This window comes from Gilvimarinus sp. 2_MG-2023 (assembly GCF_030547685.1).
Lineage (GTDB): Bacteria > Pseudomonadota > Gammaproteobacteria > Pseudomonadales > Cellvibrionaceae > Gilvimarinus.
This window is the reverse complement of the sequence record NZ_JAUOQM010000010.1, coordinates 1-26,926: the sequence shown is the minus strand read 5'-3', so window position 1 is coordinate 26,926 and position 26,926 is coordinate 1. Positions and strand designations below refer to the sequence as shown.

At 50.7% G+C, this 26,926-nt stretch carries 26 protein-coding genes; 5 read left to right on the top strand and 21 right to left on the bottom strand.

What is annotated here, in order from left to right; all coding sequences use genetic code 11:
- Nucleotides 1–498: 498 nt before the first annotated feature.
- The 10 genes from Q4526_RS02150 to Q4526_RS02110 all read right to left on the bottom strand — a co-directional run bounded on the left by Q4526_RS02150 (nucleotide 499) and on the right by Q4526_RS02110 (nucleotide 11,931).
- Complete coding sequence (locus tag Q4526_RS02150; RefSeq protein ID WP_303609508.1) at nucleotides 499–2,100, bottom strand: sulfatase; 1,602 nt, start codon at nucleotides 2,098–2,100, stop codon at nucleotides 499–501.
- 157 nt (nucleotides 2,101–2,257) lie between these two features.
- Nucleotides 2,258–3,622 (bottom strand): alpha-L-fucosidase, encoded by a 1,365-nt coding sequence (locus Q4526_RS02145; protein ID WP_215975093.1) that lies wholly within the window; start codon nucleotides 3,620–3,622, stop codon nucleotides 2,258–2,260.
- A 111-nt stretch (nucleotides 3,623–3,733) separates the two neighbouring features.
- Nucleotides 3,734–5,608 (bottom strand): arylsulfatase, encoded by a 1,875-nt coding sequence (locus tag Q4526_RS02140; protein ID WP_303609507.1) that lies wholly within the window; start codon nucleotides 5,606–5,608, stop codon nucleotides 3,734–3,736.
- A gap of 220 nt (nucleotides 5,609–5,828) precedes the next feature.
- Entirely contained in the window at nucleotides 5,829–6,653 is an 825-nt protein-coding gene (locus Q4526_RS02135; protein WP_303609506.1) for an FCD domain-containing protein, read from the bottom strand.
- Between the two features lie 654 nt (nucleotides 6,654–7,307).
- The gene (locus Q4526_RS02130) at nucleotides 7,308–8,822 is read right to left on the bottom strand and encodes an arylsulfatase (RefSeq protein WP_303609505.1); all 1,515 of its coding nucleotides are present in this window, start codon (nucleotides 8,820–8,822) and stop codon (nucleotides 7,308–7,310) included.
- A gap of 362 nt (nucleotides 8,823–9,184) precedes the next feature.
- The gene (locus tag Q4526_RS16460; RefSeq protein WP_368411081.1) at nucleotides 9,185–9,376 is read right to left on the bottom strand and encodes a YdeI/OmpD-associated family protein; all 192 of its coding nucleotides are present in this window, start codon (nucleotides 9,374–9,376) and stop codon (nucleotides 9,185–9,187) included.
- A gap of 193 nt (nucleotides 9,377–9,569) precedes the next feature.
- Complete coding sequence (locus tag Q4526_RS02125; RefSeq protein WP_215975088.1) at nucleotides 9,570–9,728, bottom strand: YqaE/Pmp3 family membrane protein; 159 nt, start codon at nucleotides 9,726–9,728, stop codon at nucleotides 9,570–9,572.
- A gap of 55 nt (nucleotides 9,729–9,783) precedes the next feature.
- Nucleotides 9,784–10,347 (bottom strand): type 1 glutamine amidotransferase domain-containing protein, encoded by a 564-nt coding sequence (locus Q4526_RS02120; RefSeq protein WP_215975087.1) that lies wholly within the window; start codon nucleotides 10,345–10,347, stop codon nucleotides 9,784–9,786.
- Between the two features lie 200 nt (nucleotides 10,348–10,547).
- Nucleotides 10,548–11,207 (bottom strand): NADPH-dependent FMN reductase, encoded by a 660-nt coding sequence (locus tag Q4526_RS02115; protein ID WP_215975086.1) that lies wholly within the window; start codon nucleotides 11,205–11,207, stop codon nucleotides 10,548–10,550.
- 52 nt (nucleotides 11,208–11,259) lie between these two features.
- A complete protein-coding gene (locus tag Q4526_RS02110; protein ID WP_215975085.1) occupies nucleotides 11,260–11,931 on the bottom strand; it encodes a glutathione S-transferase in 672 nt (223 codons plus the stop codon).
- 151 nt (nucleotides 11,932–12,082) lie between these two features.
- On the opposite strand from Q4526_RS02110, the gene Q4526_RS02105 reads away from it, so the two are divergent.
- From Q4526_RS02105 to Q4526_RS02095, 3 genes are all read left to right on the top strand, one after another.
- Nucleotides 12,083–13,090, top strand: a complete 1,008-nt coding sequence (locus Q4526_RS02105) for a permease (protein WP_215975084.1) — start codon at nucleotides 12,083–12,085, stop codon at nucleotides 13,088–13,090.
- A 33-nt stretch (nucleotides 13,091–13,123) separates the two neighbouring features.
- Nucleotides 13,124–13,522, top strand: a complete 399-nt coding sequence (locus Q4526_RS02100; RefSeq protein WP_215975083.1) for a metalloregulator ArsR/SmtB family transcription factor — start codon at nucleotides 13,124–13,126, stop codon at nucleotides 13,520–13,522.
- A gap of 229 nt (nucleotides 13,523–13,751) precedes the next feature.
- Nucleotides 13,752–16,151: a TonB-dependent receptor gene (locus tag Q4526_RS02095; protein ID WP_215975082.1), complete on the top strand. Its 2,400-nt coding sequence runs from the start codon at nucleotides 13,752–13,754 to the stop codon at nucleotides 16,149–16,151.
- Between the two features lie 46 nt (nucleotides 16,152–16,197).
- On the opposite strand, the gene Q4526_RS02090 is transcribed toward Q4526_RS02095, so the two are convergent.
- The 4 genes from Q4526_RS02090 to Q4526_RS02075 form a co-directional block, all read right to left on the bottom strand.
- Nucleotides 16,198–16,842, bottom strand: coding sequence for a hypothetical protein (locus Q4526_RS02090; RefSeq protein WP_215975081.1), 645 nt, complete (start codon nucleotides 16,840–16,842; stop codon nucleotides 16,198–16,200).
- A gap of 3 nt (nucleotides 16,843–16,845) precedes the next feature.
- The gene (locus tag Q4526_RS02085; RefSeq protein WP_215975080.1) at nucleotides 16,846–18,006 is read right to left on the bottom strand and encodes an AraC family transcriptional regulator; all 1,161 of its coding nucleotides are present in this window, start codon (nucleotides 18,004–18,006) and stop codon (nucleotides 16,846–16,848) included.
- Between the two features lie 312 nt (nucleotides 18,007–18,318).
- The gene (locus Q4526_RS02080) at nucleotides 18,319–19,128 is read right to left on the bottom strand and encodes a hypothetical protein (RefSeq protein WP_215975079.1); all 810 of its coding nucleotides are present in this window, start codon (nucleotides 19,126–19,128) and stop codon (nucleotides 18,319–18,321) included.
- Nucleotides 19,058–19,294, bottom strand: a complete 237-nt coding sequence (locus Q4526_RS02075; protein WP_215975078.1) for a hypothetical protein — start codon at nucleotides 19,292–19,294, stop codon at nucleotides 19,058–19,060. Before Q4526_RS02075 ends, Q4526_RS02080 begins: the two co-directional genes overlap by 71 nt.
- 267 nt (nucleotides 19,295–19,561) lie before the next feature.
- On the opposite strand from Q4526_RS02075, the gene Q4526_RS02070 reads away from it, so the two are divergent.
- A complete protein-coding gene (locus Q4526_RS02070; protein ID WP_215975077.1) occupies nucleotides 19,562–20,137 on the top strand; it encodes a CPBP family intramembrane glutamic endopeptidase in 576 nt (191 codons plus the stop codon).
- A gap of 78 nt (nucleotides 20,138–20,215) precedes the next feature.
- Nucleotides 20,216–20,452: a DUF5062 family protein gene (locus tag Q4526_RS02065; protein ID WP_215975076.1), complete on the top strand. Its 237-nt coding sequence runs from the start codon at nucleotides 20,216–20,218 to the stop codon at nucleotides 20,450–20,452.
- A gap of 25 nt (nucleotides 20,453–20,477) precedes the next feature.
- Here the strand turns inward: Q4526_RS02065 and Q4526_RS02060 are convergent, their stop codons facing one another.
- The 7 genes from Q4526_RS02060 to Q4526_RS02030 form a co-directional block, all read right to left on the bottom strand.
- The gene (locus Q4526_RS02060; RefSeq protein ID WP_215975075.1) at nucleotides 20,478–20,816 is read right to left on the bottom strand and encodes a cupin domain-containing protein; all 339 of its coding nucleotides are present in this window, start codon (nucleotides 20,814–20,816) and stop codon (nucleotides 20,478–20,480) included.
- Nucleotides 20,810–22,036 carry a heme biosynthesis HemY N-terminal domain-containing protein gene (locus Q4526_RS02055; protein WP_215975074.1) on the bottom strand — a complete coding sequence of 409 codons (1,227 nt, stop codon included), beginning with the start codon at nucleotides 22,034–22,036 and terminating at the stop codon, nucleotides 20,810–20,812. Before Q4526_RS02055 ends, Q4526_RS02060 begins: the two co-directional genes overlap by 7 nt.
- Nucleotides 22,033–23,181, bottom strand: coding sequence for a uroporphyrinogen-III C-methyltransferase (locus Q4526_RS02050; protein ID WP_215975073.1), 1,149 nt, complete (start codon nucleotides 23,179–23,181; stop codon nucleotides 22,033–22,035). The genes Q4526_RS02055 and Q4526_RS02050 overlap by 4 nt, the downstream gene beginning before the upstream one ends.
- 66 nt (nucleotides 23,182–23,247) lie before the next feature.
- Nucleotides 23,248–24,057 carry a uroporphyrinogen-III synthase gene (locus Q4526_RS02045; RefSeq protein WP_215975072.1) on the bottom strand — a complete coding sequence of 270 codons (810 nt, stop codon included), beginning with the start codon at nucleotides 24,055–24,057 and terminating at the stop codon, nucleotides 23,248–23,250.
- On the bottom strand, nucleotides 24,054–25,001 hold the full coding sequence (hemC, locus tag Q4526_RS02040; protein ID WP_215975071.1) for a hydroxymethylbilane synthase: 948 nt from the start codon (nucleotides 24,999–25,001) through the stop codon (nucleotides 24,054–24,056). Before hemC ends, Q4526_RS02045 begins: the two co-directional genes overlap by 4 nt.
- A gap of 49 nt (nucleotides 25,002–25,050) precedes the next feature.
- The gene (locus Q4526_RS02035) at nucleotides 25,051–25,776 is read right to left on the bottom strand and encodes a LytTR family DNA-binding domain-containing protein (RefSeq protein WP_336623035.1); all 726 of its coding nucleotides are present in this window, start codon (nucleotides 25,774–25,776) and stop codon (nucleotides 25,051–25,053) included.
- Nucleotides 25,777–25,790: 14 nt separating this feature from the next.
- Complete coding sequence (locus tag Q4526_RS02030) at nucleotides 25,791–26,894, bottom strand: sensor histidine kinase (protein WP_303609504.1); 1,104 nt, start codon at nucleotides 26,892–26,894, stop codon at nucleotides 25,791–25,793.
- Nucleotides 26,895–26,926 lie beyond the last annotated feature (32 nt).

The following is a 26,926-nucleotide window of genomic DNA, read 5'->3' as shown; positions in this document are numbered from 1 at the left end:
ATCGTTATCTGATTTATTTAATTATATTTTCCGGGCTTGCTAGCGCAGGCCCGGAGATTAATGAGCTAAGCCTAGGCCATTGGGCTAAAGGGCTCGCGCTGCCTTGGGTACTGTTTTCTTATGGACTGCAGCGACTTATTTAACAGTTAGGCTTACCGTCTATCGGTTGTTTTTTATTAATAATAGCACAATATTTCCACATAATTGAGATGGGTGTCAACCGCCTTAACGAATAATTTCGTGTGTAAAGTTGGAACCTTGGAGGTGCTATTTTGCACCAATTCTAAGGTAGGCAAGCAGTAAAACGGGCGGCTGGCGCTCGGCAGACAAGGACAAGGACAAGGACAAGGACAAGGACAAGGACAAGGACAGTATCGCACAGGCCGCCTTGTCGTTAAGGGGCCTGCGCGATACGTATTACCTCTGCCACCCGACAGGCCTAGTGGTGAACCTGTAGGGCGTTAGAGGTACTCGCTATTAACTCTGTGGTTGTTAACCTCAGCGTTTAACAGCTTGCTCATAGACGGTGGGGAAATCCAAGGGTTTACCCGGTGGTGTCGTTTCTAGCATCCACTGTTCGGGGAACCTTGCCTGATCCGCACCAGACTCTCGCCGGTAGACAAACCCTCGGCTTTTACGCTCGGTATAAGGCACCGTATTTAAGCCACGATTATTAGTAAGCTGTCGATACAAACGCTCACGTAAATCCACTCTTACGTTTTCGTACTGCTCGTCAAAAATGAGGTTGTTCATTTCATTCGGATCTTTATCCAGATCATAAAGCTCTTCGAGATCCCAGATACCGTGATACTGAATGTATTTCATATTATCCCGAACAATCGAAAATGTTGTGGGGGTCGCCGGGAAAGTCCACTCCCAGTAGTACTCGTAAACAAAATCTTGTTGATCCCACTCTTCCCACGAAGCATCACCCGTAATAATAGGCAGTGTATTTTGCCCATCGAAATGCTCGGGCGCATTGACCCCTGCTATCGCTAAGAACGTTGGCGCCAAGTCGAGATTGCGAATACGTGCATCGCTGACTTTGCCCTCTGGTACCAAGCCAGGCAGTGAAACAATCATGGGGACACGAACAGACTCTTCGTAGGCGTTGCGCTTATCGGTCAGACCGTGTTGCCCCCATAGATAGCCATTATCACTAAAGAAAACGACCATCGTATTTTTATCCAGGCCCGTCTCTTTCAGGTACTGCAAAGTAACACCGACGCTATCGTCCACAGCACTGAGCACTTGGTCACAATCCCGTTTCTCATCCATCATGGTTTCTAGCCCTTGAGGATGCTTGATATCTGACCCGTGCCAACTATTGCGCTGGTTTTGAACCCACATCGGCTTGTTGCGGTTGTTCTTCTCCGTATTGTGCGCATTGTCAGGAATCTCCATAGTTAAGTCTGCATATTGATTTTTGTGTCGCTGCGCAGGTCTGCAAACTGTGTGCACGGCTTTATGAGACATATAGAGAAAAAACGGCTTGGATGGATCGCGAAGCTCTTTAAGCCAATGCATCTGATAATTAGTGAGCTCGTCGGTCATGTAAGTAGTGCGCTCAACATCCTCACCATTTACATTCAAAGTTTGGGTTTGATTTTCACCAAAATCGCCCTTAGGCAAGTAGGTTCCCTGCCCCTTAAAACTCACCCAATAATCGAAACCCGGGCGCGGGTTGTCAGTTTTACGGCCTAAGTGCCACTTACCAATAAACGCGGTCTCGTAACCCGCTTCTTGTAGGTAGGATGGAAAATAGGTCAGATGATCTTCGCTTGAGTCGTTATTGTCGACAATACGATGGTTTCGCGTGGTCATCCCAGTCAGGATGGTTGCCCGACTAGGCGAACACAGAGAGGTCGTCACTGCCGCACCGGGGAAATAGGTTCCCTGCTCTGCCAACGTATCAATATTAGGAGTATTAAGGCGCGGATTAACAAAGCCGAAGTTATCAGTAGGCAAGTCATCCAAAAGAATAAAGACAACATTCTTTTTCGCATCGCTTTTTTCAACCGTGTCGGCAGAGACTGCCACTGCAGTGAGGCCAAGCCAACTCAATAAGAGCCAAACCACAGGCAGTGTTACTTTGCTCAAAAGATAACTCAGGGGTAACCGAGTGTAACTAGTTTTAGGCATTGTTATTATCCTTTCCCTGCTATCCAGGGGAAACTATATGACTCAATATTCAATAGTTCGCGGAGTGGTTCTGTTAAGTTAAACAGCATCACTCCGCGACATAGCAGCTTTACATCTACATTTCAATTTTAATGACTGGCACCAGTGAATCAGAATACGTTGCAGGGAGCAAAAGGGCATTTTCGCCATCAATCATTTCTAGACGCGCATTAGGGGCCTGAAGTAATGTGGCTGAGCGCACTGCAATTTCTGGATGCAGTAACAGCTTTCCATCTTTGGGGGCTTCAAACACGTGCGCATAAATCACACCATCTTTACTGGTGTATCGACCCCACACAGGCTTCTCGTAAGGGCTGGCTTCTGCACCATAGACGGCCTCACCATTTTGCTCCAGCCAATCCCCCATCGCAGCCAACCTTTCCACACTCGGCACTGGAATTTCACCTGCTGCGGTTGGCCCTACGTTCAACAATAAGTTGCCGCCTTTCGAGACGATATCAACCAGGCTTTCTATCAGCTCTTGTTTGCTTTTCCAGTTATCGTCAACAGATTTAAAACCCCATGTATCATTCATGGTAAGACACGACTCCCAGTCAATCCCTTCAATACCCGTGTCTGGAATTTCTTTTTCTGGCGTACCAAAGTCTCCGGCAAAGTTGCCTTCTTTGTTCATACCACTCATGCCGGCACGGCCTTTGTCTACTCGGTTATTGACAATGGCATTGGGCTGCAACTCACGGATAAAGTCATAAATCTCTTTACCCATCTCTGTGGTGTAATCTGGAATCCAGTCGCCATCAAACCAAACAACGGCAACATCCCCATAGTTAGTCAGAAGCTCTCTAAGTTGAGGCTTCATATAGTTTTCGTAGTATTTAGGAAAGTCAGGATTGGATATCGTTTTGTCCGTTTGCCCCGCATTGTAGTGTGGGTATAAAGGCGCTTGGGCATCCGGATGATGCCAGTCGACAATCGAGTAATAGAAGCCGAGCTTGATACCTTCTTTTCGTGCAGCCTCGGCCAACTCAGCCAAAATATCTCGCTTAAATGGGCTTGCATCCATAATATCGTAGTCGCTCACCTCTGAATCCCACAAACCAAAACCTTCGTGGTGTTTAGTGGTGATAACGATATATTTCATGCCCGCATCTTTGGCGATCTTGACCCATTTTTCCGCGTCAAATTCTTCCGGATTAAATTGTGGTGCGAATTGCTCATATTCGGCGACCGGGATTTGCAGCTTCTCCATAATCCACTCTGCATTACCTTCTACCGTCTGACCTTTATAGGTTCCCGCGGGCACGGCATAAAGACCCCAGTGAATAAACATGCCAAAGCGAGCATCTTTCCACCACTGCATTCTTTGCTCATCGGACAGTTCAGGGTTCTTTGCGATCGGTTTATCTTGCGCGCTGAGCTGGGCACATCCCAGCTGAAACAACACCGCCAAAATCAGCACGAAACGTATGGTTATTTTCATTACTCTGTTCTCCTAAAACCTGCCAGTGGCAGAGGATAAGCCCCAACGTTTAGGGCTGTGACTAACAAGGTTGCCGGACTGGCAAACTGCCAGTCCATTGTTTTCGAATCACTACAGTTTTCTAACAGTTACGTAGTAAGCCCCAAGCTCCTCCCTTGCTTTGTTAACGAACGCCGCCGCCAACTTTCCCTTACCTTTTTCTAGAGATGTTTTAAAAGTGATATGCGTTGCCGAATCATCGACTTTCGCTTCTAACCTTTTTCCCCCGATCGTCATGTAGGCTAACTCTGCATCAAAGGCCTCACCTTTGAAATCACGATAAGAGCGGTCGCCCGCAACAGGTTGACCGGCCGGCATGCCACTGCTGATGGGAGTATTTGCTTCTTCGGGCCAACGGCGCAACTCAAACTCGTACTCTCCCGCCTCTACCACGTTCACCCACCAATATCCTTTATGCTCGCCATCGTCTTCCCTCACACCTTGACGGATATAGGATTGCTTCCAGGGCACTATTTTGTTGTGGCCAAGCCAGTCATGACTGTTAAGGTAAACAGGATTTGCTTGTTCTGAGCCCAGATATATTGGTGTCGGCTCGCCAAAGGTTGGCTCAAGCTCTTGCCACCACTGCTCATAAAATTCTCTAAGACGCTTAACCACCTCAGGGTGCTGACCCGCAATGTCATTTTCTTGCCCAGGATCTCGGGTAATATCGTAAAGCTCCTCACCATTTACCAGACGCCATTGATCAGTCATCACCGCGCTTTTACGCCATTTAATAGGATCAAGAACACGCTGTGAATCCGTGACAAGGATGCGGTCCGGCCAGTCGGCACTATCGCCCTCAACCAGTGCGTGAATGTTCACACCGTCGAATTTAATACCTTCGGGGGCTGCAGTATTTGTGTAATCAAGAAGCGTCGGAACAATATCCACATAAGAGGTGATGGTATCGACAATCTTCCCTTCGTTTAGCCCAGCTTCAGGCCAGTGCATAAAGAACGGTACTCGATGGCCACCATCGTATTCGCTGCCTTTATTACCGCGCATACCACTGTTGTAAACAGCCGCCCCGGCAGATGAACCATTATCTGTGGTGTAAATAAAAATTGTGTTTTGATCCAGATTATTCTTCTTTAAATAACTACGAAGCTTTGCAATATTGTCATCAATATTGGTAATCATTCCGTAGAAGTGCGTCGTTGACTCTGGCTTTTCCGGCAGACCTTTATTAGCGTATAGGTCCGCATACTCTTTCGGAGCGTGCATAGGACCGTGGGGCGCATTCGCACTAATATAGGTAAAGAAGGGTTTACCACTGTCTTTTACTGAGTCTATATATTGAATAGCCTCTTTAAACAACACATCCGTTACAAAACCTTTAGCAGGCTCCGGCTCTCCATTGCGAAAATAAGAACCATCAAAATAGGCGTTATTCCAATAATCAGGCGTTTGGCCAACACCACCGCCACCGTGATAATAAGCGTGCTCGAACCCACGATCCATAGGTCGATAAGGGTAGTTATCTCCGAGGTGCCACTTGCCAATCATAGCGGTGTGATAGCCATTGGCTTGTAACATGTCCGCAATCGTAACTTCATCTTCACGCAGCATCGAGCGGCCCATGATGGTGTGCCAAACACCGGTGCGATTCGTCCAACGCCCCGTCAGCAAAGCCGCACGCGTGGGCGAACAGGTAGGAGCGACGTGGTAATCCGTCAAGCTGACACTTTCTTTGGCTAGCTGATCGATATTAGGTGTTTGAACAAAAGGATTACCATGGACACCGAGGTCACCATAGCCTTGGTCGTCCGTGATGACGAACACAATATTCGGGCGATCGGTTGAGCGTTCGGAGGTTATTTCTTTTGGGCGCTCTTCGGTGGCACAGCCAAATAGGGCCATCCCAAGGAGCACCACAATGAATGTTGCAAGTTTTGGCATCACAAACATTTCCTGTCTAAGTGTTGTTATATTGAGCCGCCCCAAGAAATCGATGACACTTGCCAATAACGGCAAAAGCTACTTAGCTCGACTTCAATGTGCGGCCTTTCTGACCACTCGCACTACCTATACCGGCCATGACCAACCTCCCTGGCACTGGACAGTATTTTATTAATAATAGTACAACGGCGAATTTACCCAACTCTCGATACAAAGTCAATGTTTGGTGCTCACGCGGCAAAAAGGCTCTGGGCCTTGCCCTCACCTACGGCTGCTCTGACTCCTGATTCACACTGGTGGCGCACGCCAGCAACGTTCGTTCGGCCGAATCCAAGTGCACTTCGAGCGCCTGAACCGCAGAGGCAACATCCTGCGCCAAAATGGCGACCAGCAAATCAATATGTTCATTAAGCGCCACCCAAAAGCGCTCCTTTTCACCTTCTTTTTTCCATTGGTAATGGTAGTGACATACAAATGAGACCACCTCGAAAAACTGCTTAATAAACCGGTTATTAGCACCCGACTGAATCGCTGTATGTAGCCGTGCATCCAGATCTGGCACTTCACGATAGCGCTTATCAAAGCTTTTTTTCACCTCTTTATGGGCCGACAGAATGTCTCGCAACTCGTCCCAGACCGGATGCCCCTCGTCGCGACTCATAAGCTTCACTAGGGCTCTCATTTCCAACACCTTGCGAAACTCAATCAGCTCCCCCGCAAAATCTTCATCGAACTCAACCATTTGCCACTGCCCGCGAGGTGGCTTCTCAATGAGACCAAACCGAGAAAACTTAACCAGAAACTCTCTAACGGTGACGGTATTGCAGCCGGACTGTTTCGCTAATTCAAGCTCTGAAAATCGATCGCCCGGTAATAATTTTCCGCTGTTAATCATTGAGAGAAAGTAACGTTGCACCTCCTCCTCTTTGGAGGAAGCAGCGCTGCTGATGTCATAATAATCTTGCTTTTGCGGCGCTCTGACCACCCGCTTACCCTGGCTATCACGCTTAATTATTCCTTTTTTCTCAAGACCCTCGATCACTGTTCGGATCGTGGTCCGGCTGACATCCAGCTCAAAAGCAAGTGACAAATCGCTCGCCAGATACGGATCAGAAGATTTTTCGAGGCCCTTCAATTGGTCCAAGAGGAGATTGCTAGTTTTCTGTACTAGATAGCTTTTTTTCACGTATACACCCTCGGTGTGAAGTCTGCTTGTTGATAAAGCACGGCATTAATATACTGGCCAACGGTCGGTATACTACTAAAAATAAACACTTCGCACTAAAAAGACAGTGCAATTGATCTCTTTCTACATAATCGCCGCTTGACGATCTTAAGCCTGCTTAACCTACCGCTTTTAGCAAAACCCAACCGACGCATAGTCAATGACTACCTTTTAGCCTATCCAGAACGAACAAGAATAATCAGATACCGCTGCACCCCCTTTGAGTCAGAACTCTCGTATGGGCAAGGAATTGACCCCGTTATATATTGCAATAGCCGCTGCCAATACAATCAGAATACCGAGCCGTGGGAGTTTTCTGGTTATCGTGGCTGTGGGTGACGATCAGGATGGCTGGAGAGCCGGCAGACATTAAAGCTATGGCGCGGGTTACCGAAGAATAAAATGTAAGAATATATCCAGAGGGCACAACACTCCATGTCATGCTCTTTGCCTACCGTTCTATATACGATGCACACTTGCGCCGCCTGGTACAATGCTTACCGTTAGCGGCTGGGCGTATTATCGGTACTCATTGCTCCTTATATGATCCAGTTTAGACTGCAATTGAGCAACAATTTTAGGATGCTTTGCCGCTACATTTTTTGTTTCGCCCGGGTCTTGAGCTAGGTTATATAATTGTACTTTGACACCATCCTCTGTTGCCTTTTCTCGGACCGGGGCTGTAAAACCTCCCGAGCCCAAGCCCTCCACGAGCTTCCATTCCCCCTCGCGGAAAGCAAACATTCCATCCACGGAGTGGTGTATCAGGGGCTCCCGCGTAACCTTGGCTGCGCCCCCCAATAGAACTGGCGAAATATCAACGCTGTCGGGTGCAGAAGTGTCCGCAAGAGCCACATCTGTTAGGGTCGCAAACGTCGCCATTAAGTCGGCCAAGGTCGCCGGTTGATCGCTTACCGTATTTTGAGGAATGTGGTTAGGCCAGGTAAAAAGGAGCGGTACCCGGTGCCCCCCTTCATAGATGTCTGCCTTTTGCCCTCTGAGTGAGCCATTCGCGTAGTGGCCATATTTTTCTATATCTACCGTGAGCCAATTTGCCCCATTATCCGACGTAAAGACGACGAGTGTATTTTCGGCCACTCCGGCGGACTCAAGGGCGCTATAAACTTGCCCAACTACATGATCAACTTGCACGTTGAAATCGCCGTAATACCCAGCATCACTCTTACCAATAAACGCCTCCGACGGCAGCCAAGGTGTATGAGGCGCGGTTAGAGAAAAGTAGAGAAAAAATGGCTCGCCGTCGCTTTGGCCTCGCGTGTGAATATAGTGAACAGCTTTTTCTGTAAGAGTGGGCAACACTTTCTGGTGGTCAAAACCCTCAGCAATTTCCCCTTTGCGCCACATACCACCACCGCCGCCACGACGTCGCTCACTAGCTTCCACCAGTTTTCCTGTCATAGGCGTAAGGGGCTGGCCATTCTCTATGTAAACATAGGGCTTCATATCAAGACTGGCGGGAGTACCGAAAAAGTAATCAAAGCCTACCTCGTTAGGGCCCGGCCGCAGACGCTTGAAATCTACTGCCGGACTCTCGCCCTCAGTCACAGGTACACCATAGTAACTAGGCTCACCATTACCAAGCCCCAAGTGCCACTTGCCAATGCCGGCGGTGTGATACCCCTGCTTACGCAGCATTGATGCGATGGTTTCCCGGCCGGGCTCAATCAGAAGGGGAGAATACCCCCAAAGCACCCCTGTCTTGAGATGGGTACGCCACGCATAGCGTCCCGTCAACAATGAATAACGGCTAGGAGTGCAGACAGAGGAGGGGGTATGCGCGTCCGTAAATCGCATGCCTGCTGCAGCCATATCATCGAGGTTGGGCGTTGGAATCAAACTTTTCTCATTGTAAGCGCCAATGTCTCCATAGCCCATGTCATCGGCTAGGATCACAACAATATTGGGCCGCCCCGTGCGATCATCACCTGAAGGCTCCAGCTTCTCTAGGCCATAACAGACATTCACTGACAACAAAGCCAGCAGCGTGAATAAATAACAAGGATAAGTGCGCACGTAACTCATACTCCATAGACAATTATAAAGGGAAGTAGAAAACCACCTTAATACGACCAACTTGATTCATTACGGCTTCGCATCCAGACCTAGGAAAATGTTCCGGCACACCCAAATCAGTGTTTTACCACCAGAGACACCGATCTAAAAACTCGGATTTACCAACCGACAGATCATTGAATATTATTAATAAAGACCATAAAGGGTGAATATATTAAAAATCAGCCGTAAAATCAACGGGCGTTTGACTGATGGGCAATAAGAGCTTGTATCCGCAGTAGTGCTGAATGTCATTCAAATGAATATACCGCCTACCAGTAACTGAGTAGCGGGTTTACACTCTACAGGGCATAAGCGTGCAGCTATACGGGCCTTTCTTGGCGGGCCAGTGCATCCTTATATTGATCAAAGCTCCGCTGGCGGGTTTCAGGTTTTTTGGCACTTGTCAGTCCACGCGCCATCACAAGGCGGCTTGACTTAAGGAGAGTTGAATAAAAACGCTGCGCCTCAGGCAGGCACTGAAGAGCCATTAAAAAATCCTCTGGCACTTGCATCTCACTGACTGTAGTGATCAATGCATCCAAACAACTATCGGAATTTCGTTGCCCCTCAACGACTATACACAACAAACTTATTTTCTAGCTCATAGGTACATGTCAAGAGAAATAGAATTCCCCACCTATCATCCGACAGCAGGCAAAAAAAAGGCGAGCTAATCGCTCGCCGTCTCTAACCAAGAATACATATCTACTTCTTGGCAATAATCCATATAGCATGAACAATACCCGGGATATATCCGCACAGAGTCAGCAGTATATTCAGCCAAAAGTGCATACCAAACCCGACCTGCAGAAAGACCCCCAACGGGGGAAGTAAAATTGACAGTATGACTCGTATTAAATCCATGATTGCTTCCTTTTTAGTTTTCAATGGTTAGTGAATGTATTACTGATAAAACACGTTAGGCGACTTGACGTTTGTGCTTACCCTCGGTCAATTCTTCCAAAATCTTAGCATTAAAGTCTTCTAAATCGTCAGGGCTGCGACTAGTAATCAAGCCGTTATCCACCACTACTGAGCGATCGTGCCAGCGGGCACCGGCGTTGATTAGATCGTCTTTGACCGATGGATAGGACGTTACGTCTCTATCTTTTACCACGCCAGCGCTAATCAATACCCAAGGCGCATGGCAAATGGCAGCAACAGGTTTGTGTTGCTGGAAAAAATCACGGGTAAACTCCAGCGCTGCGGGGTCTGTTCGCAGTGTATCTGGATTAAACAAACCACCGGGGATGATCAACATATCGTAATCGTCGCTGTTGGCATCCTCTAGCGTTTTATCAACGGTATACTCCTGGCCCCAGCTGGTTTTAGCCCATGCGGTAATCTGCCAGCCATTGGGCGAAACGATTTCAACATTCACCTCTGCCGAGGTTAATGCCTCACGCGGCGATGCCAACTCTGACTCTTCAAAGCCATCGGCTGCCAGAATGGCCACTGTTTTGCCTTGTACTGATGTAGACATAGTTACCTCCTAAGAGTTAATAATCAGTCATCAGAGGTAGAGCAAAAACCGGGCCGAGGTAATACACGTAAATTATGCGTATTTAACCCTATATTTATCTGTTTTTTATGCAATAACTGCCATGCGCTGTAGTGTTTACAATCTCCCAGGCAGACCTGCCCAACGTTTCTTTATTGACGTGCCAATGCACGTCATAACCATTAAGGGGCGTTGCGCTCGGAAGGAGCTTTGGTGAAAGATTTAACCAAAGCTTGAGGGTCACTCTGTTTTTTCTGTTCGGCGGCGGCCTGTGCCCACCACACCAGCTGATTAAAACTACGGCCAAAATAATTAAACCAGGCGGCCTGATACTCGCCGGGCATTGCCACGCCTTGCTCATCGAATACCGTTTGCGCTTTGGGTACATGTACCATGGCAGAAACCGGTAAACATCCGAGCTCCGACAGGAAGGTGCGCATACCTAGTGCCGCCCGCATACCGCCCCACTGCCCCGCTGAATAGGTCACGATTGCGCTCGGTTTATAAGAGAATAATGAACTGCCAAAATGATTGAGTAGATTGGTCAGCGCCGGGCTTAAGCTGTGATTGTACTCAGGGCTGATCATAATATATGCATCAGCTTGTTCAATTTTTTGCGCCAATGTATCAAGAGCAGCCGGTGCGCGGCCATCTGCGTAAGCAAAATGCGGCTTAAACACTGCCTCGGCCGGGTACTCCAGTGCGTCAATCAGCTCCACCTCGTGCTCGGCAAAACCGCTGCGCCAACAGGCTAGGCACGCCTCAGCCACTCGCTGCCCTAAACGCGCGGGCTTGGGCGGGGTGCTATCGCGGACCGTCCCCAAGAACAGTAGAATTTTCATTTGGCTTACTCCGTTAATCGTTCACTGTCACATCAGTGTAGCGGTAAGCCTGCTACGAGGGAAACAACACCGGCAACTGCTCTGGCTGCCAGGGTGAATATTTGGTCATGGCCTGAATAAACAGTGGGTGCTCCAACCATGCTCTCAACCACTGTTGCAACTTGGGATAGGGTAATGCGTAGAATGTGTCGCGCTCAACATGGGCGAATTGCCGCACAAAAGGCATAACACCGATATCCGCCAAGGTTAATTCGTCCGCTAATAAAAAGCGCTTGTCCGCTAACCGACTCTCCAGCTGCTGCAAAAATTCTTCGCCACGCAATCGATATTCGTGTTGCGATAACTCTGGATGGCGGTCGGCATACTTGTAGCGATCCAGCCAGTACTTAAACTCCGAGTCATTTTGCTCAATCAGTGTGTTGGCCTGCTTTACCACCTCGGGCCGCAATAAATTATACGGATCGCTCTGCGCCAAGGCCCAGCGCATAATATCAAGACTCTCCTCAATCACTGAGCCATCGCCAAGCTGCAGGACAGGCACAGTACCTTTAGGGCTGAGAGCAAGCATAACGGCGGGTTTGTTTTTAAGCACAACCTCCCGTAACTGCACCGTTTGCTGGGCAAACAGCAGCGCCAACCTGGCACGCATTGCATACGGGCAGCGGCGGAAGGAGTAGAGAACGGGCGCTGCCGCGCAGGGCTGTCGATATTGCAGATTTATCATGCCGGTAATTATACCGAATTGCCCAACAAGAAGTGATCCGACCGCGTTACTCAACCGATGCCAAACCTCTCTACCACTTGACAGCACATCTTTCTCCCGACAATATACGCACACATGCACATTTATGCATATGAGAATAGGAGAATCGAAGATGTCAGAAAACAATTGGGCAATGGCCCTGCAAGAATTTATTTATATCGGTGGTTGGTTACTACTTATTATCGCTGCCGTATCTGTACTTACCGGTGTAGTAAGACACTATGTCCCGCAAGAGAAGCTGCAAAGTAAACTGCAACAGCACGAAAGTCGCGGCCCCATTATCGGTGGACTTATGGGGATACTAACGCCTTTTTGCAGCGCTGCAATGATTCCGGTAATGATCGGTATGGTGCAAATGGGAGTTGCCACTGGCACGGTGTTTAGCTTTTTAATCTCGGCCCCCCTCACCAATTTTGTCGTCGTGGGACTGATTATGGCGACTTTTGGCCTTAAAATTGCCGCCATTTATTTTGCCCTTACTTTAAGTTGCGCCATCGCGGCCGGTTATATTATTGGCTGTACCAGTCTTAAACATGCCGTTAAGCGCGATCTTGTCGAACCCGAACCCAGCTGTGGCAATGCCGCACCTGCATCGGTCAAAGACCACGAAGTCGAATTTATTATGGAGGAGGAAGATAAAGCATTGGCAGTCGACAATTGCAGCGGCGCTGCAACCTGCGCAGCACCGACTGCCGATGCCGACAGCCACAAAGAAAAATTAAAGCGCGCTATGCGCTTTGCGTGGGCGCTGTTCAAAAAAATCACCCCTTATGTTTTGATTGGTGCGGCCATCAGTGCGCTGTCGGCGGTATTTTTGCCCGCCGACATTGTCGAGAAATACGTAGGCAACGATAATTGGTTCGCCATTCCGGTTGCGGCGGTGATCAGCGTACCTTTATATTTGCGCATCGAGATGGCGCTACCACTACTCGATGTCCTGATCGGCAAAGGAATGGGTATGGGCGCCGCCATGGCCCTGCTGATTGGTGGCACAGGCGCCAGCTTGCCAGAAATTGCCATTGTCTCTACCGTGCTAAAACCCCGAGCGGTGGTCGCTTTTGTGACTATTGTGCTGGCTATGGCTATTTTCGGCGGGGTGCTCTTTAGTTTGATACTCTAGCGACTTACTTTAGATAGAGCGACTGAGGTTGTAATGCTGAACAATTATATCGATACACTTAAAGCATTAGCGGACCCAAACCGGCTTAGACTGTTTTGGCTTCTGGCGCATATTGATCAAAGAATTTGTGTCGCAGAAGCCATGGATGTGCTGGGGGAGTCGCACTACAATGTCTCACGCAATCTAAAAATATTGCTAAAAGCCAATATCGTCACGGCGAGCCGCGAAGGTAAATGGGTTTTCTACACACTCAATAACGACGGCTCGGCTTTCAACCAACAAATCCTGGCCGCCGTGCGGCACATCCCAGCGCAGGAATTTAGCGGCGAGATTCAGCGCTGCCAGCTGCGCCTCAATATGCGCCGCGACGGCCAGTGTGTGGTTGGCCCAGACAGCCCCGAATGGCAGCAAGCCTTGAGCAATCACCTCTAATTCAGCCCGCCAGCCACGGGCCAACAACAGCCACCGCGCGGCAATACCCTGCCAGAGCTAATTTGCGCCACGGCCCAACACCTTATTACCTGCTACCTTTCATAGATACCTCGACTGGCATGCTGCCGCAGACTGCGGCGCGTACCAAGCCGTCGCGCCGGTCATCTAAACGCCGACGCCAACGTATAGTTGAGTATTGCTATCACCGATCTGTATTTAAGGACGAATAATGACGTTACGCGCCCAGCCCGCCATACACCGCCGATTCTGGCCGCTTGCTGCACTATTGCTGTGCCAGCCATTGTGGGCGGCCGATTTGCACCTGACTATTCGCGACCAAACCAACCAGCGCCCGCTGAACAGCACAGAGGTACGGGTGAGCGACCGTCAAAACCAAACCTGGCAAGGACTCACCGACGAGTCGGGCATTGCCCGCTTTGAGGGGTTGGACGCTGGGCTCTACGAGGTGACGGTCAGCCGCGCAGGATATGTCACCGCGCGCCTGCCTAGCGTACGCTTGATTGAGGATAAAATTACCCCGCTTGATCTGTCACTGGCCAGCGCCAACAAGCAGGTAGAAGAGCTGGTTGTCATCGGCAACAGTATAGGTGGCGGCTGGCTTAGCTCTACTGGGGCGAGCCGCAAAGACCGCGAAGCCCTGCGCAGTGCCGCAGGCAGTGGCAGCGATGTATTGCGCGCACTGGATGGAATGCCGGGGCTGTTCTCCTCTGGTGCCTACTCCAGTTTTACCGTACGCGGTAGCGGACCGCGGGATAACTTAATTCTGGTCGACGGCGTGCCCTTTGCGCGCGTGGTTCATTTTAGCGATAGTTTTGGCGACTTGAGCGACGCTCAAGATGGTGGACGCTACAGCGTGTTTGCCCCCAACACGGTGGGCAGTGCTGATTTTCAACCCGGCGGCTGGTCCGCGGCCTACGGCGGGCGCGCCGGCTCACTATTGCAGCTGGAGGTCGCCCGGGGCAACCCACAAACCCCAGCCTACACTGCACGGCTTGATATCGCTGGAGTAGAACTGGGCTACGATGGCCCCAGCTATCTGCATGCCAATACCAGCGTGCTCTTTTCGGCGCGACAGCTCAACTTTGGTCGCTTATTCGAAGCCGTTGGTCTCGATGACGTGGGTGAGCCGGAGGTCACCGACGTTATTCTTAAAACCCATACCGTGCTTACCGGCGGCAACAGCCTGGAATTTTTGGCCATCTACGCGCCCGAACGCTATTCACGCGACATGGACAACGTGCTGGCCTCGGATAATGACACCCCAGGGGTGTACGACAACGTCGGACTGGTTGAGCAGGCGTCCGACAACACACTGCTGGTCGCGACCTACCAACAACTTCTGGGGCAAAATGCCAGCCTGCAACACAAGCTGTACTACCGCCACTATGGTGAAGATACTCAAACGGGTGAGGCTTACCCGGAACAGGTTGCCACCGATACCCCAGCGCAATTAATACCGCGCCGCCAGCCAATTATTAGTGCGCATCAAGACGACAGCGAAATCGGCTGGCGTTTAGATTTCAGCGATAATAATGCTCTCGGGCGATTGAGCGCGGGGACCCGGCTCAGCCAATCTGACCTTACCCTGCAGCGCGCGATTGATGGACCGTGGAACCGCTACGAGTATCAAGCTAGTAGCTTCCGTCCCAACCCCGAACAGCGCTACGTTGTACTTACCCCTGCCGCGGTCAATACCGATTATCGCGCCCGCGCGCTGCAATATGCCGCGTATATCGATCAAGAATTTACCCTTGGCGCTTGGGATTGGCGCGCCGGGCTTCGGTATGAGGGCGATAAATTTACCAGTGACGGCGAGCTGTCACCCCGGTTGGCCGTCTCATGGCAAGTCTCGGACCGAGCCGGCGTCAGCGCCACTGTGGGCCGCTATGTGCAAATGCCCCGCCTAGATGACCTCGCAGGGAATACCAGTGACGCCACCTTAGGCTACGAAAGTATCGATCAGATCAGCCTAGGTGTACACTACCAACTAAACCAACGCTGGGAAATGTTTATCGAACCTTACTACCAGCAGCGGCGCGAGCTAGTAGTACAGCGCGACGCCGTCACGCAAACCTATTCCAACTCCGGGGCGGGTACCTCTTGGGGAATCGACGCTGCACTAACCCGCCAGTTCGCTTACGGCTGGTCGGCCAGTGCCACCTACTCGTATAACCAGACGCAGCAGCGCGATGCTGCCGGCCTGCCCGAATACGATGCCGATTACCACCGGCCACACGCATTGAGCGTGGGCGGCGTCTGGGAAATCAATGCTCGCTGGAAATTATCTGGCCGCTGGAAGTGGGCCTCTGGTCTACCCTATGGCAATTACATTGTGCATGCGAATGTACTGGGCGACGGGCAACCGGTGCGTTACAGCAGAGAAACCATCGGCCAAAATAATTTGCGCTACGATGACTATGGCTCACTCAATATTCGACTCGACTACCGCCGCCCGCTAGGGGCTACACAAGTTATTGCGTTTATTGACATCATTAACTTATTGGGCGAAGAAAACCCCTCCAACATTAACTTTAACGAACGCAGCGGCACGATAAAACCAGAAGAAGGCAGCCTCTTACCACTGCTAGGGTTGCGTTTTGAATGGTGACCGCGGGCGCTACCGCTCAAAACACACGCCACGCGGGTTCACAAAATTACTGAGCCTGTTTTTCTATTTCCTCCATTAAGCTATCTAGATAGGTAGATGACAGCTGGGCCCAGTTGTTTAACAGCAATTTAAAATAAATAAAATTAGTTCTTCGGTTAGCGAACGGACTGCCAATTGTTGCCGGCGTTGTACCGTAATCGGAAATTGTCATTAAGGTATCGCCAGCGCCCGAAGATATAACAATATTTATCACCGAACTACCAGCGAAACGAGCGAGGATTGTATCGCTAATACCAATTTTTTCTGGCGCTACGATATTAAGCTCATCGAGTTTAGGCTGAACAATTATATTGGCTTTATCGCGCTCGGTCAGCACTTTCCAACCCGCCTCAGATAATGATTTCTGCATCTGGCTCTTGAACTCGACGCCGTATGTTTTTTTAATATATTGTCGATAGCTACTCGACGTTTCATTGCTAAACTCATTCAACCACACTTTGGAAAAGCTCACCGGAACCTCTTCGATAAAAACCGTTCTTCTGGGCGACAGCTGAATACTTTCGGCAATATAAAACTCATCAAACTCCTGCGATTGCATAGGTTCCAAACTGGCGCTGGCGGCTTTTGACGTTAAAACAAGCATCACACTCAGCACAAATAACTTACTAACGATCGTGGTTATATATTTCATAGGTCACTCTCCTGAAGTAAAAGTTTCTGGGCCAACACCTTCGGCCAGCCGTTGCTTTCTGTACTCTCCTGGCGTTAGGCCAGTACTTTCTTTAAACACCCGATAAAACGTATTGCGATTATTAAAACCTGAAACAAAAGCGATATCGGTAATACTTTGCGTTTTCGGTCCTGTGTTCATCAGCACCAACGCCTCCTGCAAACGATATCGGTTTAAATAATCATAGAAACTTGTATGCAAATGAATGTTGAGAAGCTCCGATAACTGATGACTTGATATCTCCAGTGTTGCCGCCAGCTTTGCCACGTTAATACCGGTATCCAAATATAACTTTTGCTCGCTCATCACCTTCTCAAGCATTTCTTGCAGCGTACTGGCTACCGCCTCTGACAGCTCGGTTTGCCGGCCGCACTCTAGCGCCTCTTGCGCGGGCTTTGTGGATTCAAGGTCGGTGGGCGAATCATAGGAATCTACCGGCTGGTCAAACATATGGGGTTGCAAGAGAAGTAGCAGCGCAATCGTACTAATGTAAAAAGAAAGACCGCCAATAGAGACTGCGACAAAGATATAGCGAATCGGAACTCCAAGGTGCAGTAATGCCAGCAATACATTGTCGTAAATAAGGATAACGAACATACCGGCAATCAAATACAACAACCAATGGTAGGTAGAGTTTCTAAACTCGCTGCCCAAAATAGCGAGCTTTTTACGATAGCAATATAACCTAACAGCGATAACACTTAAATAAATTACCACGTGCAGAAGCAATGCGCTGTAGTAGAGTCCGAAGTGCAACCACTCTAGCTTGATATAGTGAATGGCCGCCAGAGCGATAAAGGGAAAAAATTGCAGCAGCAAGCGCTGGCTATTTTGCGTACGCTGCACAGTATCATTGACGAGCATCAGCAGCAGGGGGCCATAGCACCACGTCAGAGTACTGGCTAGTGAGTGCAGCAGCGGTGGCGGCTGGTGCATTATCAAACCGAGATAAGCGTTAACCGGCACAACCAGCAGCAGGCCAATAAACAGCAATAAGCTCCGCTTGATATTGGCGGGGCAGCGCTTATTCAAGCCGATACTCAGGCAGGTCCATAGACCTAAACTGGTAGAGGCGATATACAGCAGTTTGAGTAGCTCCGCACCCACGTCGGCAGTTTCTGTCATAACTACACCTATTGTTATTAATTTTATTTTTTGTGCTTTACAACTTTGTCACGTCATAATTGTGGCATCACTTGGCGAAAAAATTGTGTATTTCGAGGGAAGTAGACGGAAATAGTCTCAGTCGAGGGCTTTACGGCGCCTCACAGCCCACATTAGGACGGGGTGTAGAGTATTTAGAGCGCACGATAGGGAAACCGTACGCGAGCTGCTCGTTGTGAATATAACGTAGGAAGGGTCTAACCGGCCGCCAGCCATACACCGAGCCGTAATCATTCAGTCAAATAAGCGCCGCCCTTAAGACGGCGCATAAGTTTAGGCAGGTTCGGTTTTATCGGGGGTTTTACTCGCGCCCACATAACTGACCGCTTTCTCACCCATTTCTCGGAACTTATCAGACGCTCCGTTCAACTTCTCTTCCCACTCAGCGTTGGGAGTTTGGCCTTCAATGGTTTTGAAATACACCTGCATCATGGCCGTAACTGCCAAAGGCTCCAGCAGGGCCGCTTTGATACCCCAAGCCAATAAAACGGAGAACACGACCGTCCACACCCCAACCGCTCCGGGAAACAGTGCAGCAATAGCCGCCACTGGGCCGAGTACCAATAGGAAGATAACAAAACCAGCGACATACATAAATAACATCAAAAACACCGCATTTTTCAGCATCACTTTATAGTTCTGCGCGTAGAGAATGATGGCGGTTTTACTCGACTGCCAGGGGTTTTCACTATTTGTTTTTATATTGTAAGCCAATATCACTTCATCGACATAGGTCAGTGAAACATTGATGATTTTGTTCACGATTCCAACCAAACTACGGATTGCCGGAATAGGAATAAAATTGGAAATCGTCATAGTCATACGGTTGAGGGTACGCAAAATACCTTTAATCAACTGGTCGACGCCGAACAAAATGGAGGATTCTTTAAAACGCTCTTTCACCACCGCTTGACCGTGTTCGACCTGTGATCGACCTTCGGGCAGCTCTTTATCTTGTATTAATTCAACCAATACCGCGATGTGGCCGGCTTTAATTAAGTAGAGCAAGTATTCACGAGCAAAGTAGAGAACCGCACTGACCAGACCAAAACCAATGGCGCCCCCCCATAAAAGCTCCGCCACCTTGACCGTCCCCCACGGATGTTAAGCCATAGCCAATCCCAGCCCCAATACCCGTAACCAGCATATAAGCCAGGGTAATACCAACATACACCACCAGGCGCATCAATAAAAAAGGCAGCGTTTTGCGCATCAAACCCACGGCCGCCCCGAGATTAAAATCCCACATACCGTCACTCCTTGTTTAGATTATAGTTTACGTAACATCATTATTTTCCTAGCTCATTGTGACGATAATACGCTCCTAAGAGAAGCAATCAAGCGCCGGCAGGTGGTCTTTGGCGACAGACGGGCCGCGCACTAAGGCACAAGCGCTCTGTTTCCTCGCCAGTGGTGTTGCCGATATTACCGCTCAAATTATTCGCTCAAGCCTTTTTCTCCAGAAACCGGCTTGCAACCGCCCGCACTCCAGCACACCCGGAGTATAATGCTCGCTATGAATCGAAAAACTTTTTGGCTGTTAACGTTGTTTGAAGGTGGCCTTGGTGTTGTCGCCTTTATCATCCTTTGTCTGACCCATCGCCCGATACCGCTACTAGGTTCCACCGGGCCAAGTGCTTGGGCATGGGGCATTATCGGTGCCTTACTCACCTATGTAGCACTTGCCAGCGGCCTACGATTTTGGCCCTATTTACAGCGCAAACTCACCGGACATATTCAGCAGTTACGCCAGCTTTTTATGCCTTTGACTCTATTGCAGTTCGCCCTGATGGCCACCTTAGCAGGCTTGGGGGAGGAGTTGTTGTTTCGGGTATTGCTGCAAAGCTGGCTGGACAGCTGGATGCCCATCAGTTTGGCGATTATCTTTTCTTCTTTGATATTCGCCGCTATGCACTGGTTATCACTCACCTATTTTATCTTAACCTTGATAATGAGCATCGCGTTTGGGCTGGTGTACCACGCAACGCAAAGCTATGTATTAGTCGCTACTTGGCACGGGCTCTACGACTTTATCGCACTGGTAGTTCTAACCCGCCAGGCGCACTGGCTGCTACCAACAACAAGTCGCTAACAGGTTTATCTTGTACACGGCGATTTTTTCCTCTAACGTTTTAAGAGTTCGGCAAAAACCTTTGCGCTGGAGACGGCCATGAAAAAACTGGAAAACGAAAAAGAACTGACAAAGAAGGCTTTACGAGTGGGATCGGTTTACGCCGAAAAGCGCGGCGCTGCCAAGTTTGAGGCAACCGATTCGGCTGGGGATCGAATGCTGTACATCTACCGTTTGTTAGTTCACGACAAGCTGATTCAACCGCTACCAGAAGATCAGGTTTCGCAAAAGTCCATTCAGCACAAATTAGCGCTTTGGGCATCGCGGCTTGAATAACATCGAACAATCATCAAGTCTTAGTTCACGTGCCTGATGGCGGAATAAAGACCGCCAACCAGACGGAGTCCTCATCGGCGAGAGTGCCCTCTACTCGGTGGCGGGTTCCGGCTGGAATCATGACATAATCACCCGGCGCCAAGGCTTGCTCTTGGCCTGTGCCCCAACGCAGCACCGCACCCCCGCTGAGTAGAACCACCCATTCGTGCTCATCTTGTTGGTACCAAAAATCGGGAGGACTGGCGTGGCCGCGCGAGACGATACGCTCGATACGCACTCCGGCCACCTCGGCCAGAGTTGTGAATAATTCCTCGGGCAGCTGCTCGGGAATATCCGCCAGAATTTGCCCCACAGGAATCAACATTCACTCCCTGCAGCGACTTTTTTCTGGGCCAAACAATTTAACCCTTGCCGACACAGTTGGGCACTCTTTTCAGGCTCGCCCAGTTGATCGAGTAATTGGGCGTAATCGAGATACACTTGGGCATCAGGCTTCATTTCTATCGCTTGGGCAAAATAATCTCGCGCCTTACCCCACAACTCATTGCGCCCACAGAGCCGGCCCAATGTTGCCATCATAGCGCCGTCGGCATCGTGTTGTTTCTCCCAGCGGGTCGCCACCTTGAGCTGTTGCTCGGCATCGGCGCCAATCAGACCGTAAAGCTCCACCCACTCGGGCCGCCATTCACTTTGCAAAGCATTTTGTAATAGTGGTTCTGCTTCAGTATCAACGCCTAACCCATGCAGTGCCATTGCCACTGCCGCCATCAACTCTGGCTCGCGCTGTAGTTTTTTAGGGACTCGCTGCCAGATAGCATCCAGCCGTTGCTTCTGCTCTTGATCAGTCGCGCCTTTTTTGCGGCGTGCTTGTAAGTTAGCTAACTGACGCAGATAGATATCCAGCTCTAATTGTTTACGCGCTTGTGTACTGCGCCCCGACAATGACTGCAAGCTGGGCAATAATTCCTCTAGCGCATCGATATCATCCAGCGCCCAATAGACATCAGCCAACAGGTCCAATACAACCGGGTGCTCTGGTGCCAGTCGTTTGATGCGGTTGAGTGTTGCCAGGCATTGCTCATAGCGATCGCTGTCCAGCTGCATGCGCGCTTGGGTCAGGGCCACTGCTAGCTCATTGCCCGGCTTACTTTTCTCAGCCTTGTGGAGCAGATCCAAGGCCGCGGAGAAGTCCCCTTGCTCATAGGCGCAGCGAGCGGCAGCGAGATAATTAACCAATGGATTGGCCGAGCCACCGGCACTTTTCACCAACTGTTTGCGCGCTTGAGGCCAGCTACCTTCGATATATTTCACCAGAGCGGAGAAGGTTTTTTGTTGAGCGCGCACGGACGCGTTGCGATTGCCGAACACCATACGCCCAAGACGGCGCGATCCACTCAGCAGACGCCACCCCCAATAAAACAAGACAAATCCCAGCAACCACAAAGCCAGTGCCGTCCAGATGCTCATCTCAATAGCCACTTGCCCCCACGAAAGCAATACATAGCCACTGTCACTGCGCATTAATTGAAGTAATAGAGCGCCGCCCACCATGGCAAGCAGCAGAAGGATCAGCTTCTTTTTCACAGATCTTCCTCCGACTGAACCTGATGCAGACGCTCAATATAGTCGCGCAATAAGCGTTGCGCGCGATCCACATCGGGTAGCTCAACTTGCACTGCCATATCCGAAAGTGCGGTTAACTCTTCAGCCATCACCCGGGCGGCATCGGACAGCTCGAAATAGGTTTGCAGCCAGGCAATCGACTCTTGCAGGCTTTGCTGATAAACCGGTTGGGATTCGCGCAGTAGCGCGGTTTGCGCTTGCTCGAGCATCAAGCGCAAATTCTGCCGTAAAAAATAGGCTTGCTCGGGGGCCATAAGTGGCGCTACGTTAACGTCATGCCGAGTTACCCGGATCAGACTACCCAATGTGCGCCAAGCATTGGCCACACTGTTTTTGACTTTTCCCCATGCGTCATCTGCTTGAGGTGAAGACCCAGCTTGTACGATATTGCTAGACTGACGCTGATAGGCCTGCAGCACCGGTAGCGCCCCCACCTGATCAATCGCCGCCTGCAAGCGCAAGTAAATGCCTTCTTTATCAACGGTGTCCGCCAGCTGTAACTGAACGACTTCATCAGATAACACTTGGCGCACCGCGAACAATCCCGGATCATCTTGCGCCTGTAAAATGGCATCTGCCGCGCGAGTCATGGCCAGCGCTTCGACGCTATTGTGTTCCAACAACACCTTTTGATTGGCCATACGCAATAAAAAAGCAGCCTCGGCTAATTTCCAATCGTTACGTGTGGTGCCGGATATCGCCGCCAAACGGCTCTCTAGTGAGGCGAGTTGTCGCCCCAGCTGAGCCATGGCGCGGCGCTGGGCCTGCTCTTCTTGCATTTCTTGGGCTGGGTTTTCCAAAGCCAAATAGCGCTCGTGCAGCTCGGCCAGCTGCCGCTCCAAGGGGGCGGGATCGAAAGGCTCAAGCGCGTCTTGTACCGGCCGATTGTCAACTTGCTGTTCAAGGTTTTGCACTTGTAGCCATAGCTGCCAACCGTACCAGCCACCCACACCGGCCGTGGCAATAAGCAAAAACAAGCAAAGCAAAGCCAGCCCCGACCCTGTGCGTGATGGCTTCGCACGCTTGGTGGGAGTATCACTGGTGGGGGCAGTCGAGCTGGTCGTCTCGGCCGGCAGATCTTGTTTAGATTGGGGCGTTTCGGCCATGGGATGAATTCTCCTCACAAGTACAGTTCAAGTACCAAAATGATCATAATGCGTTCAATCAGCTATTCACTGATTGAGGTTGGTGCTACCGAGCAAAGGTTCTAATGCTTTTTGCATGGCCCGATCACCGGCGTTTAAAGCGGTGCTTACACGCTCAAAGCCAAGCTCCCGAGCCAGTGCTGCAACTCGTTGTCCGGGGACCACCACAGGCGCCGTCAACAGTGTAGCCAAACCACCGGCGCTGCGGGCCAATGTCACCAAGTTTTGTAAGCTTTCGCCACTATGGGCGGTAATCACCGCATCGCAGGACACCCCTGCTGGCCAGTTTAGTAACCACCAGCGCAATTGCTCGAGTGCTTGCGAGGGTATAACCCGTCGATATAACGCGCACTGATTAACCTGCGCCCCACGTGCTGACAACGTCTGCGCAAGTAAATCGCGCCCCCCCTCGCCCTTACATATCAAAATACGCTCATCTGCCACATTTTGTAGAGAGCTGCTGGTCAATAAGGTTTCACTGTTCATGGGGGACTCAGCCCCCCCCAATGCACTGGGGACGATATCTGCCTCGCGCAGCGCCTCGGCCGTACTCTCACCGATCGCAAAGTACTCGATGCCCACCGGCAGTTGGGGCCAGTACTGGTCGAGCCAGTGCAGAGCATGCGCCACTGCATTGCGACTAACGAAAATGACTTTGTGATATTCATCAAACGCTAATATATGGTTTTTTATGGCTTGTTCGGCAGCCGGCTCACGCAAAGGGTCAATCACCATACAGCTGACTATATCCGCCGCCCAACCGCATTCAGCCAGTTGGGCCTGCCAGGCGCTGGCGGCCGGTTCGGGGCGAGTAATCAGTATACGGCTGACAGTCATTGCACATTCCGACCGTACACCTCGGCCAAAATTTTGTCGGCGCCCGCGGCCAGCAAGCGCTCGGCCAGCGTCACGCCCATGGTATTGGCCTCGGCTACGGTGCCACTAATGGCATCGTACAACATGGTCGTACCGTCTTCCGCGCCCACCAATCCTCTCAGCCGTAAGCCACCCTCTTGGTGTTCGGCGTAACAGGCGATAGGCACTTGGCAGCCACCTTCTAAGCGGCGGTTCATGGCTCGCTCGGCCATGACACACTCGGCAGTGGCCTGATGGTGTAGTGGGGCCAGTAAACGGTGCAGGCTTTCGTCATCACTACGACACTCAATTCCCACCGCGCCTTGACCGCCGGCGGGCAGCGACTGCTCGGGGGTTAGAAAACTAGCAATACGATCTTGCAGTTCTAACCGAATTAACCCCGCACTGGCGAGCACGATGGCGTCATAATCGCCGTTATCCAGTTTTTGTAAACGGGTCTGGACGTTGCCGCGCAGAAATTTAATTTCGAGATCAGGCCTGGCCGCCAAAATTTGGCACTGACGACGCAAGCTGGAGGTGCCGACAACGGCACCTGCGGGCAGCTGGTCGATCGTTTGGTATTGATTGCTAACAAAGGCATCGCGCGGATCTTCACGCTCACAGATCACCGACAGCCCCAAGCCCTCGGGGAACTCCATCGGTACATCTTTCATCGAGTGCACGGCAATATCCGCTCGATTTTCCAGCATGGCCTGCTCCAGCTCTTTCACGAATAGGCCTTTGCCGCCCACTTTGGCCAGAGGCACATCCAGTATTTTATCGCCTTTGCTTTTTAGCGGTACCAGCTCAACCACTATACCCGGGTGGTGCTTCTCCAGCTCAGCTTTGACGTATTCGGCTTGCCAGAGGGCCAGCAGGCTTTGGCGGGTGGCAATTCGGATTACTCTGGGTGCACTTGCAGTCATAGTCTTCTCTGTTTTCGGTGGGTCTGTAGCGGCTGCACATCATACCAATTCACAGCGTCTGTAACAGGGCCTTCACTTCACTGGCGTGACGCCGGCTAACCATAGGCCCAGTTTCCATATCGGCCATCCGCAGGCGGTAGCCGCCCTCGCAGGTTCGCTCAACCGCTTCGATCCATCGGGTAACCACTAAAGCGTTGCGATGCACTCGCGCCATTTGCTCGCCAAATTCGGCTTCCAACTCTTTAAGCGTGCAATCGAGCAAATGCTGGCCCGCGGTATGATAGACAGTGACGTATTTTTGATCAGCCAAAAAATAGCGGATATTCGCCACCGGTATACGCTCCATACCACGGTGGGTTTTGGCCGTAATACTGGTACGTGCCGAACTGGTACTGGCAACAGCGCGCTGAATTTTGTTGATGCGGGTGACTTTACTCAGCCCCTGCTCCAGCTGCTCTTTGCGCACGGGCTTGAGTAGATAACCCACCGCCGTGGTAGTAAAAGCATCCAGTGCATATTGCTCATAAGCCGTACAAAAAATAACCGCCGGTGGGTCTTCCAACGCCTCGATTTGCTCGGCCGCGCGCATACCACTGGCGCCTGGCATTTCGATATCGAGCAATACAATATCGGGGTCCAACTGCTCTATTTTAGCCAGTGCCTGCTCGGCGTTCTCCGCCTCACCACACACCTGGTACGCGTCCAGATCATCGAACATACGCACAAGGCGCGAGCGAGCCAGATGTTCATCGTCGACGATTAACACTTCCAACATAAAACAAATACCTTTTACGATTGCCTGGGGCGCGATTGAGCCAAACAGGCGGTGAGTTCTATGGTGACACTCACCTTAAATTGATCGGTCTTATTATCGACCGCCAATGAAGCCGCCACGCCATAGTGAGCGGCCAAGCGATGGTGTATGTTTTCCAGTGCCATCTGATTACCCGCTGAGGGCTGATTGATATCGGAAACAGGCAGCGAATTGATCACCACCAACTCCAATACTTCGGCTCGAATATCGGCCTGCACCGTAACCTGGCCCCCCTGTGGGTCGGGTTCCACGCCATATTTAATCGCATTTTCAACCAGAGGTTGCAACAGAAGATTTGGCAATAATAATGCTTCGGGCAAGGGTTGAACTTGCCAGTTGACTTGCAAGCGCTGCCCCAGGCGAGCCTGCTGAATGTGTAAATAACTACGGCACAATTGTAATTCGCGCGCGGCGGAAATTAACCCAACCTCAGCCAAGCTCGCCCGCATTAAATCGCTGAGATCTTCCACTTGCCGCTCAGCCAGTTGCGGATCCACCGCAATAAGACTGGCAATACTGTTCATACTATTAAATAAAAAATGCGGCTCGATACGCGATTGCAGCGCCTGTATGCGCGCCCGCAGCTCAGCTTGCTGCTGTTTTTGCAATTGTTGCTGTAGGTATAAATAGCGCAAAATAATACCCGCCAGTACCGCGGCAATCACCAAATGACTGGCCACCTGCCACCAATCGATAGCCAACTTACCAATATCGCGCAATAGCCATTGTCCGCCCAAAGAGCAGATCATAGTCACCACCAACACAATGGCGTAACTGATCAGCCCGGCACGCATCGGTCCCAAACGAGCCAAATAGCTCTGTAAATAGCAGAGGATAGAGGCCGAACTCAGCACAACCCACTGTACCAGAAATGACACTAAACCTAACTCGGCCCAGCGCAAGTCTCGCAGCCCGCTATTGGCGACAACTAATAAAACCGAGAGTAACTCCGCGGCCAGAATCAACAATAAAAGAGCGTAGCCGGTACACAGGTTAGGGATAAAACCAAGCGCCTCGCGCAGCCCTGTCGCCTGCCCGTTGTGTTGCTGCTTACCTTGCGCCATCATGCCAAGTCCCATCCGTTATTAATCCGCGTTCTGCGTTCTGCGTT

What these genes read in the sequence shown, in the direction of transcription:
- Q4526_RS02145 (WP_215975093.1), bottom strand. Translation starts at nt 3,622, where the DNA reads ATGAAAATAACCATACGTTTCGTGCTGATTTTGGCGGTGTTGTTTCAG.
- Q4526_RS02125 (WP_215975088.1), bottom strand. Translation starts at nt 9,728, where the DNA reads ATGGATTTAATACGAGTCATACTGTCAATTTTACTTCCCCCGTTGGGG.
- Q4526_RS02110 (WP_215975085.1), bottom strand. Translation starts at nt 11,931, where the DNA reads ATGATAAATCTGCAATATCGACAGCCCTGCGCGGCAGCGCCCGTTCTC.
- Q4526_RS02105 (WP_215975084.1), top strand. Translation starts at nt 12,083, where the DNA reads ATGTCAGAAAACAATTGGGCAATGGCCCTGCAAGAATTTATTTATATC.
- Q4526_RS02095 (WP_215975082.1), top strand. Translation starts at nt 13,752, where the DNA reads ATGACGTTACGCGCCCAGCCCGCCATACACCGCCGATTCTGGCCGCTT.
- Q4526_RS16460 (WP_368411081.1), bottom strand. Translation starts at nt 9,376, where the DNA reads ATGCAAGTGCCAGAGGATTTTTTAATGGCTCTTCAGTGCCTGCCTGAG.
- Q4526_RS02115 (WP_215975086.1), bottom strand. Translation starts at nt 11,207, where the DNA reads ATGAAAATTCTACTGTTCTTGGGGACGGTCCGCGATAGCACCCCGCCC.
- Q4526_RS02070 (WP_215975077.1), top strand. Translation starts at nt 19,562, where the DNA reads ATGAATCGAAAAACTTTTTGGCTGTTAACGTTGTTTGAAGGTGGCCTT.
- hemC (WP_215975071.1), bottom strand. Translation starts at nt 25,001, where the DNA reads ATGACTGCAAGTGCACCCAGAGTAATCCGAATTGCCACCCGCCAAAGC.
- Q4526_RS02120 (WP_215975087.1), bottom strand. Translation starts at nt 10,347, where the DNA reads ATGTCTACATCAGTACAAGGCAAAACAGTGGCCATTCTGGCAGCCGAT.
- Q4526_RS02085 (WP_215975080.1), bottom strand. Translation starts at nt 18,006, where the DNA reads ATGACAGAAACTGCCGACGTGGGTGCGGAGCTACTCAAACTGCTGTAT.
- Q4526_RS02090 (WP_215975081.1), bottom strand. Translation starts at nt 16,842, where the DNA reads ATGAAATATATAACCACGATCGTTAGTAAGTTATTTGTGCTGAGTGTG.
- Q4526_RS02075 (WP_215975078.1), bottom strand. Translation starts at nt 19,294, where the DNA reads ATGTGGGATTTTAATCTCGGGGCGGCCGTGGGTTTGATGCGCAAAACG.
- Q4526_RS02060 (WP_215975075.1), bottom strand. Translation starts at nt 20,816, where the DNA reads ATGTTGATTCCTGTGGGGCAAATTCTGGCGGATATTCCCGAGCAGCTG.
- Q4526_RS02035 (WP_336623035.1), bottom strand. Translation starts at nt 25,776, where the DNA reads ATGTTGGAAGTGTTAATCGTCGACGATGAACATCTGGCTCGCTCGCGC.
- Q4526_RS02050 (WP_215975073.1), bottom strand. Translation starts at nt 23,181, where the DNA reads ATGGCCGAAACGCCCCAATCTAAACAAGATCTGCCGGCCGAGACGACC.
- Q4526_RS02030 (WP_303609504.1), bottom strand. Translation starts at nt 26,894, where the DNA reads ATGGGACTTGGCATGATGGCGCAAGGTAAGCAGCAACACAACGGGCAG.
- Q4526_RS02065 (WP_215975076.1), top strand. Translation starts at nt 20,216, where the DNA reads ATGAAAAAACTGGAAAACGAAAAAGAACTGACAAAGAAGGCTTTACGA.
- Q4526_RS02100 (WP_215975083.1), top strand. Translation starts at nt 13,124, where the DNA reads ATGCTGAACAATTATATCGATACACTTAAAGCATTAGCGGACCCAAAC.
- Q4526_RS02045 (WP_215975072.1), bottom strand. Translation starts at nt 24,057, where the DNA reads ATGACTGTCAGCCGTATACTGATTACTCGCCCCGAACCGGCCGCCAGC.